The organism is Macrococcus sp. 19Msa1099 (genome assembly GCA_019357535.2).
GTDB classification, from domain to species: domain Bacteria; phylum Bacillota; class Bacilli; order Staphylococcales; family Staphylococcaceae; genus Macrococcoides; species Macrococcoides psychrotolerans.
In genome coordinates, this window is the sequence record CP079955.1 from 212,627 (window position 1) to 225,707 (window position 13,081).

Sequence of the window (13,081 nt, forward strand, 5' to 3'; positions counted from 1 at the left end):
ATGGAACGCATATTATTACAACTACAATATAATGGTGCGAACTTTCAAGGATTTCAGATACAAAACGAAGGACGCACCGTACAATATGAGTTAGAACGCATATTAAAACGCATGCACAAACAATTTGTACGAATACACCCGTCATCACGTACGGACAAAGGTGTGCATGCGCGCATGCAATACGTCCACTTTGATACACCACTCTCAATCCCAGAACCAAAGTGGCAGCATGCCTTTAATTCCGCATTACCTGACGACATATACATTACACAAGTAACGAAGATCAGTGAACATTTCCATTCACGATACGACTGTATCGGCAAAGCATACCGCTATAAAGTATACGTATCAGAACACCGTAACGTGATGTATACAGGACAGATGACATACATTAAAACAAAGCTGGACGTTAACAAAATGAACGACGCAGCACAACATTTTCTTGGGACACATGACTTTACCTCATTCTGTTCAGCAAAGACAGAAATAGAGAATAAAGAACGCACACTTTACCGCTTTGAAGTAACTGAAACACATGAAGGCTATGATTTCTTAGTTATCGGAAGCGGCTTCCTCTACAACATGGTACGCATCATGGTGCAGTATTTAATCGACGTCGGCACAGGACAAAAAGATGGCGATAGTATACCTGCAATCATTCAGGCACAAGACCGAACAAAAGCAGGCAAGACCGCACCGGCAGAAGGGCTCTACCTGGAGAAAATCTATCTCGACACTGAAACATTAAAGCAAGATATACCACAAGGCACAGCCACTATCTTTAAAAACCAGAAACATACGATGAACGACGAACAACTTTAACGAAAAATGAAAAATAAACACATAAATTATAGGAATACCATTGACAAACACTACCAAAATGTTATAAGATAAACAACGGTATTGTTTAATATCAACCACGACAATAAGCCCCGGAAACTTATTGTGTTACAGATATATAGACAGGATTTAGAGGGAACTTTTTTTATTTTAGGAGGAAAATATTATGCGTCAAACATTCATGGCAAACGAATCAAACATTGACCGCAAATGGTACGTAATTGATGCTGAAGGTAAGACTATGGGTCGCCTTTCATCTGAAGTTGCATCAATCTTACGCGGTAAACATAAACCAACATTCACACCACACGTTGACTGTGGAGATCACGTGATCTTAATCAACGCTGAGAAAATTTACTTATCAGGTAACAAACCAGAAGACAAAATTTACTACCGTCACTCAAATCACCCAGGCGGAATTAAATCAATCTCTGCTGGTGAATTACGCGAGAAAAACCCAGTGCGTTTAATGGAAACTTCAATCAAAGGTATGTTACCTAAAGGTTCTTTAGGAGACAAAATGTTCAAGAAGTTACACGTATATGCTGGAGCTGAGCATCCACATACAGCACAACAACCTGAAAACTACGAGTTACGTGGTTAATTAAGAGGAGGACAATACATTGGCACAAGTTGAATATAAAGGCACAGGCCGTCGTAAACATTCAGTAGCACGTGTTCGTTTAATTCCTGGTGAAGGAAACATCACTATCAATGGACGTGACGTACGTGACTACCTACCATTTGAATCATTAATTTTAGACTTAAACCAACCATTCGATATCACTGAAACTAAAGGTAACTACGATGTTTTAGTAAACGTTAATGGTGGAGGATTAACTGGTCAAGCACAAGCTATCCGTCATGGTATCTCACGTGCTTTATTAGAAGCAGATCCAGAATACCGTGGTTCATTAAAACGTGCGGGTATGTTAACACGTGACCCACGTATGAAAGAACGTAAAAAGCCAGGTCTTAAAGGCGCTCGTCGTTCACCACAGTTCTCAAAACGTTAGTATCTTTTCAGATATATTACTATTTAAAACATATTTATGGAGCTAATTGGTGTAGACTGTATCTTTAGATCACTATAATATGTAAAAACATCAGCTATAACGCTGGTGTTTTTTTATATAAATTTTAATAAAGGAGTAGTGTAATTGAAAATATGAACAAGGTTAAAAATCCATTTCAGAGTATTAAAAATATATTTAAGAATGAAATATCTTGGAAAAAAGTAAGACTAAATGCACTATTTACTCTAATCTTTCCTTTAATAATTTTTACAATACCTATAACAATAGGTAATAATATCAGTATGAGAGAAAGTATATGTGAAAAGCTAAGTAAAGGTATTTTGTTTACTACATCGTTCAGTATACTTGCAACTATATTTTCAACATACTTAGATAATAGTAGAAAGAAGATAGACGAAAATTCTTATACAATTAAAAATTTAGAAAAAGCTAATAATGGAATATTTATTTGTGTTGTTTTTGTAATTATTAGTGCTTCTTATTATGGACAGTCTCTTACAGATAACTTAAACAAAATAGGTATTATAATAGAACTAATTCTTTATGTAGCCGTGTTATTATTATATGGATATTTAGATATACAAATTTCAAATGCTGAAGAAATAACATTTAATGATGCAGACAATTATAACATTAATGAAAATACAGAAATTAACGACCAATCAACTAAAATTGAGAATGAAAATATTCAAGACGATATTAATGATAAAGATATTTAATATATAAGAAAGGATGAAAGTTTTGGAATTAAAGAATGTATTTCGTATAAACCAAACAACAAATGAAAATTATGTTTCTTATTATACAAAAATAAATGTAAAAGACTTAATTAAAATATCAGAAACACTCAGACTTTCTGACTCACGAAAAGGTATACAAAGACATTTAGATTTAGATAGAGTAAATAATATAGCTTTGTATTGTGAAAGAGAAGATGCTATATTTCCGACACCAATAGTACTAACGCTAAATAAAGATTTTGTAACTAATGATTTAGAACGCGACAGTTTTATTGAACTAGATCTAAATATGATTGATTTGTTAGGTAAACCATTTTCTATAATTGATGGTCAACATAGAATAGAGGGTATTAAAAAATATATTGAAAGAAATTATGAATCTAAAGATTTTGAATTACCTATAATTATATTTATGGATGCCGATTTAACTATGTCTGCCAATATTTTTGTAACGATTAATTCTAATCAAAAACCAGTAGATAAATCTATTATTTACGAGTTATTTGGAATAATGTATGAAAATAATGAGGTATACACTGTAGAGTCTTTTGCGAATAGAGTAGTAAAAATATTAAATGAAACTAAATCATCACCATTTTACAATTCAATAAGAATTTTAGGTAGGAAGACAAACTCTAAACAGTTCATCTCACAAGGAACAGTAGCAAAAAAAATTGTGGAGAGAGTCAGTAGTCCACAAAATATTATTATTGACAATAATAATATAAAAAAGGGTTTAAAAATAGAAGAAGATCAAAGAAGAATTTATAGACACTATTTTGCTAACAACCGTCCAGAAATTGTTGCTAAAATCATGATTAATTTCTTTAAAGCATTTTCGGAAGTATTTGATGAATTTTGGAAAAATACATATATTACGAAGAAAGCAGTAGGATTTAGTGGTCTAATGAAATTACTTGATACTATATATAAAAATGAAAAAAATTTAAAATATGAAAATTTCTTGGAAATTTTTAGTGAAATGAAAGCAGAACATTATGAAGATATAGAGAAAACATTATTAATTAGTGGATCGAGTGAGAGTGTAGCAAATTCCATTGGCAATAAACTTTCAGATATTTACTTAACTACAAGTAAAAGCACCAAAAATTAGTTTGGTGCTTCTTACTTTCCATATAAATGGGATTATTAAAAATAGTCTATCATGTATTAATCTATTCAGTAGAATTTTTTATTGCTTAGTTAAATAAAAGTTATTTCGAACTAATTCAATTTGTGGCAAGGTCAGTGGTGTAATATACAATATATTATTTTCTAATTCTCTAAAGTTAAAGAAAAAAATATACATTCCTTTGAACTCAATAACTTGTTCATTAATAATTAAAGATTTGTTCCAAGACCGATTGGGCTCTAGTTTTGTTGCAGGAACAATCAAAATATTATCTTGAAAGTAATAGTCAAATTTACTTAAAAAATATTCATCAATTAAAATTTTGAAGCTTTCTTGTGAAATTGACATCTGTTCAAATTTCATTTTATCAGCATTAATGCAATTGATAATCTTATTTATACCAAAAGCAAATATTTTAATATTCATATATAACCTCACAAAAATTTGATATGATTACTTTAGTGAATTGAGTAAATCTAAAGCATCAGCATCTTGCTGGTGTTTTTTTTCGGGCATTAGTTCCAAGTAATAATTCTGTGTGGTTAATATTGAACTATGACCTAAACGTTTTGAAATATAATCTAACCTTAAATTATCATTTGAAAATAAGAATGAGGCATGTGTATCTCGTAATCCATGAAAGGTAGTTCGTTCAATTTCAAGTTCATCCAACATTTTAGCTAATATTTCAGATTGCTTGAAACCATCTCTTCCAAATATATAGCCATTACTTTTCTCTTTAACAGTTACTAAAAGATCATAGACTTCTTTATTGATACTAACATCACGTTTAGAGTGCTTTGTTTTTAATAGTATATCATCACTATGAGGACTAATTGAACGTTTTATACGAATACCATATTCGTAAATATCCTCTTTTTTAATTCCTAGTAATTCGCCTCGACGTGCACCTGTTGTCAATAGCGGTTTAAAAATGTTGTTTTATGGCGGTTTGAAAATGTCGTTTTTTAGCGGTTTAAGTTTGTCGCATGCTTAAGGATTTTTCATTTTTATAATCTTTTAATCGATATGATTCTCCAGTAATTTTAAATACTTTAGAATGGTGAATTAACCTATCTATTATAGCTGCTGATGCAATTGTATTACTAAATGACTCTCCCCAATTAGAAAATGGAATGTTAGTTGTAATTATTGTTGATTTCATTTCATATCTTAGTGACATTAACTGATAGAATAAATCGGCTTGTTCTTTAGTGATGGGAGTATAACCAATTTCATCAATGATAAGTAATTCTATTCTGCTTAATTGTCTTAATGTTTTATTGATGATTCCTTTGGAATCTGAGTCAGTTAGTAAGTCTATTAAATCTTTGAAGGTGTAGAATTTGGTCTTTATATTTTGTTTACAAGCTTCTATTCCTAATGAGATTGCCAAGTGTGTTTTACCAACACCACTGTTACCCAGGAAACAAATATTAATACTATCTTCTAAGAAATGCATAGATTTTAAAGTAAGTATTTCTTGTTGATTTATACTTGGTTGAAACATAAAATCAAAATCATGTAAATATTTTATTTTAGGGAAACGTGCTGAATTCACAGCACGTTTAAATTTTAATTCTGATTGATATTCTATCTCTTTTTCGGTTAAATCAATTAATATTTCAGTTAAAGATTTCTCATTTTTAGAAAGTAATTCAATGTAATTTGGATAGTAAGCTTTGAATTTTTTAAGTTTTAATATTTCAAAATTATTGAGCAATTTTTGATGATTCGTATTCATCTTAAGTCCTCCTCGCTATATTTCGTCATACAGTAATAATGAATTTTCTATATATGTAAGTATCTCTTCATCATCCTTGTGTTTAAATACATCTGATTTTAATATCTCACTCATATCTTCAACGAAATAATTAAATTTTCTTTCAGATAGATTATGTCGTCTTATTAACTCACCATCAAAATAAATAAGCAATTCATCTGTTGAGTCATTGAATATCACCTGTACTTCTTCACCAATGTATTTAGTAGGAACAGAGTATTTACCTTTTCTAAAGTTAACCATCGATTCTTTAGAAACGATTCTAATACATTCATCTTCGATGTAAGTATTTAATAAACTGTCATTAAAAGAATTTAAATGCTCTTTTTCTTCGTAATTGAAAACATCTATAGGTCGTTGATCTGTTGCCTGCGAAATTTCTTCATAATTTAATTCCTGGCATAGATTATTAACCAGCCCAATAAGTTCGACAGCATCATAAAATTCATAATCATAAGGTCTTAAACGTTGTTCAACAAATTTAGCCAATGATTCGACGGATCCTTTGGTTTGAGGACGATAAGGCCTACAAGCAATAGGTTCAAAGTTGGCATCCTTACTAAATTGATAAAACAAATTATTGAAGACGACTTTTTTATATTGTGTTCTCGGTCTATCAACTACGGTTCTCATATTATCGAACCATATTTCTCTTGGAACACCTTCGGTGTATTCAAAAGCATCTTTCAGACATTCAAATAACGTATCTTGTTTTTTATCCCAAGTTAATGTGATATACTTCATTTTTGAATAGTGTAGAACGTAAAGAAAGATATTGAATTGATAAGTTCTGCCAAACTTATCATGCATTATCATATCTTCTTTCCAGTCTACTTGAGCAGCTATACCGGGATTTGTTTCTACGCGTATAGTTGCTTTTTTAGTCTCGTTTAGTTTTTTGTTTTTACAGTATTCTCGCAAAATTGTATAGCGACCTTTATATCCTTTCTTCTCAATGTATTTGAATATTGCCATGGCAGTACATCCTAATTCAATTTTTTCATCAATTATTTCTTTAAACGGATCTAGTTTTGATGTTTTCTTAGTTTGTTTTCTTTTCTTCAGTCCTTCTAATTCATTTTCTTTACCGGCTTCATAATATTTTTTAACTGTTCTTGGATCACAATTATACTGTCGACCCAGCTCGGCATAATTTGGTTTAATACCTTTCATAATATAAAATAGCACTCCTTCATAAATGTCATGTCTCAATCAAATAACCTCCAATCGAAGATTGAGTTAAGACATGATTATATAATTTTGAAAAGAAAAAATGTAGGAAAAACAGCATTTTCATTCCGCCATTTTCCTACATTTTATAACCGCCATTTACACCTGTTTCCAGTGCTAGAAGTACTAAAATATGAAAATCATTTTTCGGATTGTTAAGTAAGTAAGATCTTAGCTTCTTGAAATCTGTTATAGATAATGCTTTATTTCTTTTATCTAATTCTTTTCCTCTAGTTTTAACAAGTCCGGCAAAATCAGAGGATAGCAATCCACGACCATAGGCATAACGTAAGGAGGTTCTAATTTTTAATAATACTTCTGTAGTAGTTTTTCTGGAATGCGTTTTACCATATTCATCTATCTTCATTTGTACAACAATATCATTTAAATCGCTTAGCTTCGTATCTCCAAACAGTTGCTTAACGATAGGTATTGTCCTTGTATAGTTGATAAATGTGGCAGGTCTAACATCATTTTTTTTAACTAAATGAACCCAGTTTTCAAAAAATATAGAGAATGATTCATTTCTACTAGCAAGATCTACACCGTTTCCCTTAGCAATTTCATTCTGCATTGCCCAACGTTTAGCTTCTGTAAGTGTTTTAAATGTCTTTGAAATACGGTTATTAACACCATTCTTATAATTAGATATTTGTACTCTGTATGATTTGCCACGTTTTGTTATTGTCGCCATAATAATACCTCTATTCTCAATTTATTGACTGTTCAAGAATGAAGTTCTCCAATTCTTTTATCGTGTAACGTTCATGTTTACCAACCATAAATCTTTTAAGTTTATCAGAACTTCTTATATATCTATCAAATGATTTTGGATCTACTCCTAAGAATTTTGATGCTTGCTCTCTTGTTAATAAAAAAGGTAATTTTAAATCTTCCATAAAAAATCACTCCTTTAATTTTATCAATACTATATTTTGATTTTTTTATATCGAACTTTGTTATTAATTAGCTTACCGTTTTTATATACTTTAGAATTGTAACTTGATTCATATACAACTTGCTGATCTTTAAAAAGTTTTTCATCAGATAATACTTTAATTTCTTCAGCTTTTTTTAAATTTCTAGAAGAATAGTATGATTTTTTCCCCATACTTTCTAATAACTCTTGTGACATACCTTTTTTCATATATTTTGCTACGTATCTACCAGCATTTGAAGCATCATCTAAGTCATGAATTTTATTAATTCTAACACCACCATGTCCCCATATTTTTAATAATTTACTGTGAGGAACATAAGGAAAACTAAATAATATCAGATGCACATGCCATGCACCTCGTTTTTGTTTTTCTAAAACTGCCACATATTTTATTAATCTTTTTTTGGTGCCTAATACATGATAATTTAAGCGTGTTACAAATTTATCAAACATATTATTAAATAATAATCGGTCTCTTATATTTTCTTTAGTAGTAAGTGTTAAAAAACTAGTTTTATTATCAAAATTTACGTCTACCAAGCGAATAAGATCCCATTTAGCTTGTTCACGTGTTCTTGCTAATCTTTTTAACTTTAATTCTTTTTCATCTTTATCTAAGTCATCAAATTCTTTAACACGTTCTTTCTTTACACGATTAGTTATTTCAAAATCTGAAACAATAGGAAATTCATACTCGTAAACTTCAATATATGAATCTGTACGGATTATTTTTTGATTATATGTCATAAAAATAACCCTCCAATTTTCTAGAAACGTTTGCCTATATAATAAATAAACTAGGAGGGCAAAGCCCTCCATACTTCTAAATCATGTTTACCTATGCAACGCTCCGCTAACACGCTTCCAGCTTGCCGGCTGGAGCCGTCAGTTTGCATAGGGTTACATGATAAGAAGTATTTATTTTGTTTTAGGTAATACATCAGTACAACTAAACCACAAATTTCCATTGAATTGACCGATTTGAAGATCTCTTAATACAACTGGGGTAGTCTTGTTATTTTTTAAATCGTTAAAAGATAGGGTAGGGTTTAAGTTTTTTACTTTAACTTGTATTTTTTCCAAAAAGAATGGACTATCATCATCTTGGATAGATATATCTAACTTATACGCGTCAAGTTCTCCAGTTTCATGATGAAGTGCTTCGGTGTAACTTTTTACTGCGACAAAGTTATTACCTAATATTTCTGCATTTAAAAAGTCATTTAGTTTAATCATAATATTCCTCTTTTCTTAGTCAATTTGTATTTTTCAGCTTTTCAAGCTGACTGCCCTTGTCACTCGGCAGACTCCGTGAAGATCTACTTTTTTATTCATTCGATAAACCGTTGAATGAATAAAAAGAGTAGATTTAATTGTTTTGTACCTCTGGAATATATTTCTTCAATTCCTCTATAAAATCATATTGCGTTGTATCAATATATGGGCTTTCATAATATTGTGCTTGTTCTTTGCCACTGCCATGTAAATATAGGAGTCCAGCACCTTTTACCTCAATAGGGATGGAAACATCTGGAGTAGCAGAACCAAACATCATACGCAATCCTTCTGAACTGTTAAAACCAAGTGAAACTCTTAGCGAAAAATTATCTCGTAATTCTGTACTTAGATTATTAGCATTGATTTGTTGTCCAGCTATAAGAATGAAACATCCAGCTTGGCGACCTAATAAAATGATTTGCTTGATTCCGTCCATAACTTCGCTGATAAGCTCTTTAGATTTTTTATCAGTACCATAAGCTTGAAATGCTCCGATTTCGTCAAATAATATCCATACTGGTTTAAATCCATGGGTTTCAAAATTAGCACCATATATAAAGTTTTCATTCATGTAGTCATATCTACTTTTCATTTCATCTACTGCTAGTCTTATAACACGAGCAATATTATTTGGAGTGGTTGCTACATATTTTTCGCCGAGATAGTTTGATAAAGATCCAAGGTCACTGTTCTTACAATCACATAAGAAAATAGTAGATTTTTGCTTTAAGAACTCGATTAACAAGAAACTCATAAACATGCTCTTACCACTACCAGTGCCACCCGAAATTAGTATGTGAGGTGATTTAGTGGGATTATATGTCACACCATAACCAAGATTGATATCATTAGAGTTATTGTATGAAGTATCTTGAGTAGGTATGTTTAATCTTTGTGGCTTATTAATTCTAAAGTGATATTCAGTTGCATTATGACGTATTATTTTTTCGTATATTGGTAAATCTAATAAACCTTGTAATTGAATGTCTAAATTTAGTATTTTGTTATCAAAATAATTTCCTGACATTAAAGCGTAAATAACTATTTCATCATTTGTAATAGAATAAGAAAATCTTGATGAAGTAATAATCCCATTAGCATCCTCATTAAATAACTTATTGTTTATAATGAACTCTAATAATTCATGATGCATAAAATACTTGTCATTATACTTATCTTTGATAGAACTAATAAATTTAAATTGTTTTACAAATAAAATAATTCCTATAATCCATATTGCAAAAGTAAATATAGCTTTATCTACCATAAATGAAAAAATAAATATGCCAAGAATGAGATATAGAATTATTAACCTAAGGTATTTGATAAATTTAGGTAGAGATAAAAATATGAGATCATTTTCATACATACTGATTATTGGCAATTCATCTTTTTTAAAAAAATAAATTAATTTATTCATAGTGATTACCTAGTAAATCGATTTTTAATTTTTATTAATTCGATTTTAAAGAAGTAATATAAAGTCACTATTAATGAAATTGATGTAACAGTATAGATAAATATATTATTTGTAATAACTGATGCTGATACATAGCAGAGTAGTGTAGTAATTACTAATGAAATCCAAAATTTAATATTTATATTCATAATATTTTATCCTCTTTAGTTTTTATTTTATTGCCTGACTTGTGATGGGGAACCTCTAACAGTGATCAAATTAAATTACCTATCCTATACTTCAAACTCTACTAATAGAGCTTTATGATCACTTATGTTATTCGATAATGGATCTGATTTTTCATATTTTAAATTTTTTGTAACAAAAATATGATCTAACTTTTGATTATTCCAAGTAGGAATATCATTTGTTGCTGAATCAAGATGATTCTCTAAAATATCTAAATTGTGAGAGAGAACTGTTTCATTCCCAATTTTAGATTCGTTGAAATCACCTGCTAAAATTAAATAGTCATACTTACGGAAATTTTTCCCTAGCCTTAGTGTTAGATCCCACATATTAATTTTGTCTTGTCTATTATCTTGATTTTGGCTTTGATAGAGAGGAAAGTGTAAGGAAAAGATACACATTTTTTTACCATTTATCTCAAAAATTGCACCAGTTTGTCTATTAACGAAAGAATGTACGTAATATGCTGGCATCATTTTTTTATAATTCACTTTTTCTTTTAAATAAAGTATGCGTGTATTAATAGGTTTGATACCATCTTTTAAGGGTTCTACAACTGCATATCCATATTGATTTAATTTATTTAACAATTCCAAACCATCAATATCACCAGTTATAGATTTTTCACCAAATTCTTGTAAGGTAACAAAAGTTGGATGATTATTTATGATGAATTCTGCCACATCTTCTGTAGTACGTTTAATATTTGATTCAGGGTTGTAAAAGTTTAAGTTTAAACTCATTAAGCTATATTTGGTCATATCCTTTTCTCCTTTGTTATAATGGGGAATTCCTATCTATATTTATACTCTGTTTGCAAAATAGCAGTAGTACGAACCACGCACTGGAACTCTGTGTTTATAAATTACTTTGTCCAAGGTTTCTTTAGGTGTTAATCCATTAGGAAGTAGCTTGTTGTAGAAATCATTTCTATCACTAACATATGGTTTTAAAGATTGAATAATTGTGTTTATCATAGTAATCACCTCCTTTTATATGTTGTTTTTTTGTCGTTCTTAATGCGACAATCTATTTAAAAAATATTGAGAGTTTAACTCTCAATATGAAAAATATATTTATAATAAGCAAAAACAACAATGCTTATTACATATGATAATCTTACAACTCTAATCATGGATTCTTTCATAAAGTCTTTTTGATATTGATTTAATCCAGAAATTACATCTTTTTCTAAATATAATTTAGGTGTGAGTGATCCAACTTCAATATTTTTATCAATTCTAAAAGCATTCATTTCATTTTCTATTTTTATCCATTCATCTAATGAAAAGTTTTTAGAGTATTTAAATGCTCCTTCTATGACACTGGAAGACGAAACCTTTAAAATAGTAGTAATTGAAATAGCATCAATAGTTTTTGGATCAAATCCTTTTAGTTCATTATTTATAAAAGATTTTATGCTTTTTTCAATTAATGGCATTTCGCTTTCGGATATGGATTTTTGTAATGATTCTTGAAGTTGGGTTTGAATAGATTCTATAAAATATTTTGCTTCATAAGATAATCTAATATTTAAATAATCTCTCATAATTAAATCCTTCCTGTTGTCGTTTTGAGTACGACAATTTATATTAGTAATATATCACATTGATTTTAATGAAACAAGTATTTTGTGTGAAATGGTGTAAATAATATGAATTAACATCCATTTATATCATTTTATATCACTGAGAAAATATAAACATTATTCATAAATCTGCATTTCGTATGATATGATTTTGTTAAATTTTTAGAGGTTATTTCTCAAAACGTTAATATTGCCAGAGCTGTTGCGAACTTGTTCGCTTACAGATTTGGTACGCAAATTGCGTCAGCAATTTGTGTTCAATTGAATCAACGTTTAAAACACTTTCCAACATAAGTTGGGAAGTGCTTTTTTATTTCAATATAAATTTAGCGTTACCATTGAATAAACAATAAAATAATCTAATCTATTAAGAGATAAGTAAAGAAGATGCATAGTTAAGAGACTGACAATATTGAAGATGAAAATATCGGTTTCTTATTTAATATTTAAAACTTTTTTGATGATGATTAACGAGTAAATGGGGATATTTATTTTTAATTAACTTATAGACAGCTTTATCGAATGATTCATCACGATTACCTTCACTTGAATCGATTGTAATAAATTCAAAAAGTTGAGTAGATCCTTTCTCTACAACAAGATGGTGTGCAAGTCTTTCGATATCTGAAATTAAGTCTTCATTTTTAAAAAATGCCTTTTCAAGTATATCAGTAATCGTTAATATATATATCATATCTTCTTCCCAAATAAAGACTTCAAGCGACGTATTGTCGTATGCAGGTTCTGGATATATTGATCCTGGGAACATATACCAATGCTCAAGGTTAGGTAATCTTAAGTTTCTAGTTAATGTCATTGGAATCTCCTTGTGGTAGTCGTTAATGGTAATTATATATGAAAGAGG

General features: G+C 29.7%; 17 protein-coding genes. 5 read left to right on the plus strand and 12 right to left on the minus strand.

What is annotated here, in order from left to right; translation table 11 throughout:
* The 5 genes from truA to KYI10_01165 all read left to right on the plus strand — a co-directional run bounded on the left by truA (position 1) and on the right by KYI10_01165 (position 3,731).
* On the plus strand, positions 1-822 hold the full coding sequence (gene truA, locus KYI10_01145; protein QYA33086.1) for a tRNA pseudouridine(38-40) synthase TruA: 822 nt from the start codon (positions 1-3) through the stop codon (positions 820-822).
* A gap of 184 nt (positions 823-1,006) precedes the next feature.
* Positions 1,007-1,444, plus strand: a complete 438-nt coding sequence (gene rplM, locus KYI10_01150) for a 50S ribosomal protein L13 (GenBank protein QYA33087.1) — start codon at positions 1,007-1,009, stop codon at positions 1,442-1,444.
* Positions 1,445-1,463: 19 nt separating this feature from the next.
* Complete coding sequence (gene rpsI, locus KYI10_01155) at positions 1,464-1,856, plus strand: 30S ribosomal protein S9 (GenBank protein ID QYA33088.1); 393 nt, start codon at positions 1,464-1,466, stop codon at positions 1,854-1,856.
* Positions 1,857-2,008: 152 nt separating this feature from the next.
* A complete protein-coding gene (locus KYI10_01160; GenBank protein QYA33089.1) occupies positions 2,009-2,596 on the plus strand; it encodes a hypothetical protein in 588 nt (195 codons plus the stop codon).
* A 13-nt stretch (positions 2,597-2,609) separates the two neighbouring features.
* A complete protein-coding gene (locus tag KYI10_01165) occupies positions 2,610-3,731 on the plus strand; it encodes a DGQHR domain-containing protein (protein QYA33090.2) in 1,122 nt (373 codons plus the stop codon).
* Between the two features lie 78 nt (positions 3,732-3,809).
* On the opposite strand, the gene KYI10_01170 is transcribed toward KYI10_01165, so the two are convergent.
* The 12 genes from KYI10_01170 to KYI10_01225 all read right to left on the minus strand — a co-directional run bounded on the left by KYI10_01170 (position 3,810) and on the right by KYI10_01225 (position 13,033).
* Positions 3,810-4,175: a hypothetical protein gene (locus KYI10_01170; GenBank protein ID QYA33091.1), complete on the minus strand. Its 366-nt coding sequence runs from the start codon at positions 4,173-4,175 to the stop codon at positions 3,810-3,812.
* Between the two features lie 27 nt (positions 4,176-4,202).
* Positions 4,203-4,670, minus strand: coding sequence for a site-specific integrase (locus KYI10_01175; protein XBW67567.1), 468 nt, complete (start codon positions 4,668-4,670; stop codon positions 4,203-4,205).
* A gap of 55 nt (positions 4,671-4,725) precedes the next feature.
* Positions 4,726-5,493 carry an IS21-like element helper ATPase IstB gene (istB, locus tag KYI10_01180; protein ID QYA33092.1) on the minus strand — a complete coding sequence of 256 codons (768 nt, stop codon included), beginning with the start codon at positions 5,491-5,493 and terminating at the stop codon, positions 4,726-4,728.
* Positions 5,494-5,508: 15 nt separating this feature from the next.
* The gene (gene istA, locus KYI10_01185; protein QYA33093.2) at positions 5,509-6,705 is read right to left on the minus strand and encodes an IS21 family transposase; all 1,197 of its coding nucleotides are present in this window, start codon (positions 6,703-6,705) and stop codon (positions 5,509-5,511) included.
* Positions 6,706-6,841: 136 nt separating this feature from the next.
* A complete protein-coding gene (locus KYI10_01190; protein XBW67568.1) occupies positions 6,842-7,456 on the minus strand; it encodes a hypothetical protein in 615 nt (204 codons plus the stop codon).
* 16 nt (positions 7,457-7,472) lie between these two features.
* On the minus strand, positions 7,473-7,661 hold the full coding sequence (locus tag KYI10_01195) for a DNA-binding protein (GenBank protein ID QYA33094.1): 189 nt from the start codon (positions 7,659-7,661) through the stop codon (positions 7,473-7,475).
* A gap of 29 nt (positions 7,662-7,690) precedes the next feature.
* The gene (locus tag KYI10_01200) at positions 7,691-8,449 is read right to left on the minus strand and encodes a Rep protein (protein QYA33095.1); all 759 of its coding nucleotides are present in this window, start codon (positions 8,447-8,449) and stop codon (positions 7,691-7,693) included.
* Between the two features lie 171 nt (positions 8,450-8,620).
* Positions 8,621-8,938, minus strand: coding sequence for a hypothetical protein (locus KYI10_01205; GenBank protein QYA33096.1), 318 nt, complete (start codon positions 8,936-8,938; stop codon positions 8,621-8,623).
* Positions 8,939-9,071: 133 nt separating this feature from the next.
* On the minus strand, positions 9,072-10,400 hold the full coding sequence (locus tag KYI10_01210) for an FtsK/SpoIIIE domain-containing protein (protein ID QYA33097.1): 1,329 nt from the start codon (positions 10,398-10,400) through the stop codon (positions 9,072-9,074).
* A 272-nt stretch (positions 10,401-10,672) separates the two neighbouring features.
* Positions 10,673-11,389 (minus strand): endonuclease/exonuclease/phosphatase family protein, encoded by a 717-nt coding sequence (locus KYI10_01215; GenBank protein QYA33098.1) that lies wholly within the window; start codon positions 11,387-11,389, stop codon positions 10,673-10,675.
* Between the two features lie 290 nt (positions 11,390-11,679).
* Positions 11,680-12,177, minus strand: a complete 498-nt coding sequence (locus KYI10_01220; protein ID QYA33099.1) for a hypothetical protein — start codon at positions 12,175-12,177, stop codon at positions 11,680-11,682.
* Positions 12,178-12,655: 478 nt separating this feature from the next.
* Entirely contained in the window at positions 12,656-13,033 is a 378-nt protein-coding gene (locus KYI10_01225) for a hypothetical protein (protein ID QYA33100.1), read from the minus strand.
* Positions 13,034-13,081: the final 48 nt, after the last annotated feature.

What these genes read in the sequence shown, in the direction of transcription:
- KYI10_01205 (QYA33096.1), bottom strand. Translation starts at nt 8,938, where the DNA reads ATGATTAAACTAAATGACTTTTTAAATGCAGAAATATTAGGTAATAAC.
- KYI10_01215 (QYA33098.1), bottom strand. Translation starts at nt 11,389, where the DNA reads ATGACCAAATATAGCTTAATGAGTTTAAACTTAAACTTTTACAACCCT.
- KYI10_01190 (XBW67568.1), bottom strand. Translation starts at nt 7,456, where the DNA reads ATGGCGACAATAACAAAACGTGGCAAATCATACAGAGTACAAATATCT.
- KYI10_01165 (QYA33090.2), top strand. Translation starts at nt 2,610, where the DNA reads ATGAAAGTTTTGGAATTAAAGAATGTATTTCGTATAAACCAAACAACA.
- KYI10_01160 (QYA33089.1), top strand. Translation starts at nt 2,009, where the DNA reads ATGAACAAGGTTAAAAATCCATTTCAGAGTATTAAAAATATATTTAAG.
- KYI10_01200 (QYA33095.1), bottom strand. Translation starts at nt 8,449, where the DNA reads ATGACATATAATCAAAAAATAATCCGTACAGATTCATATATTGAAGTT.
- KYI10_01195 (QYA33094.1), bottom strand. Translation starts at nt 7,661, where the DNA reads ATGGAAGATTTAAAATTACCTTTTTTATTAACAAGAGAGCAAGCATCA.
- truA (QYA33086.1), top strand. Translation starts at nt 1, where the DNA reads ATGGAACGCATATTATTACAACTACAATATAATGGTGCGAACTTTCAA.
- KYI10_01220 (QYA33099.1), bottom strand. Translation starts at nt 12,177, where the DNA reads ATGAGAGATTATTTAAATATTAGATTATCTTATGAAGCAAAATATTTT.
- istA (QYA33093.2), bottom strand. Translation starts at nt 6,705, where the DNA reads ATGAAAGGTATTAAACCAAATTATGCCGAGCTGGGTCGACAGTATAAT.
- istB (QYA33092.1), bottom strand. Translation starts at nt 5,493, where the DNA reads ATGAATACGAATCATCAAAAATTGCTCAATAATTTTGAAATATTAAAA.
- KYI10_01225 (QYA33100.1), bottom strand. Translation starts at nt 13,033, where the DNA reads ATGACATTAACTAGAAACTTAAGATTACCTAACCTTGAGCATTGGTAT.
- rplM (QYA33087.1), top strand. Translation starts at nt 1,007, where the DNA reads ATGCGTCAAACATTCATGGCAAACGAATCAAACATTGACCGCAAATGG.
- KYI10_01210 (QYA33097.1), bottom strand. Translation starts at nt 10,400, where the DNA reads ATGAATAAATTAATTTATTTTTTTAAAAAAGATGAATTGCCAATAATC.
- KYI10_01170 (QYA33091.1), bottom strand. Translation starts at nt 4,175, where the DNA reads ATGAATATTAAAATATTTGCTTTTGGTATAAATAAGATTATCAATTGC.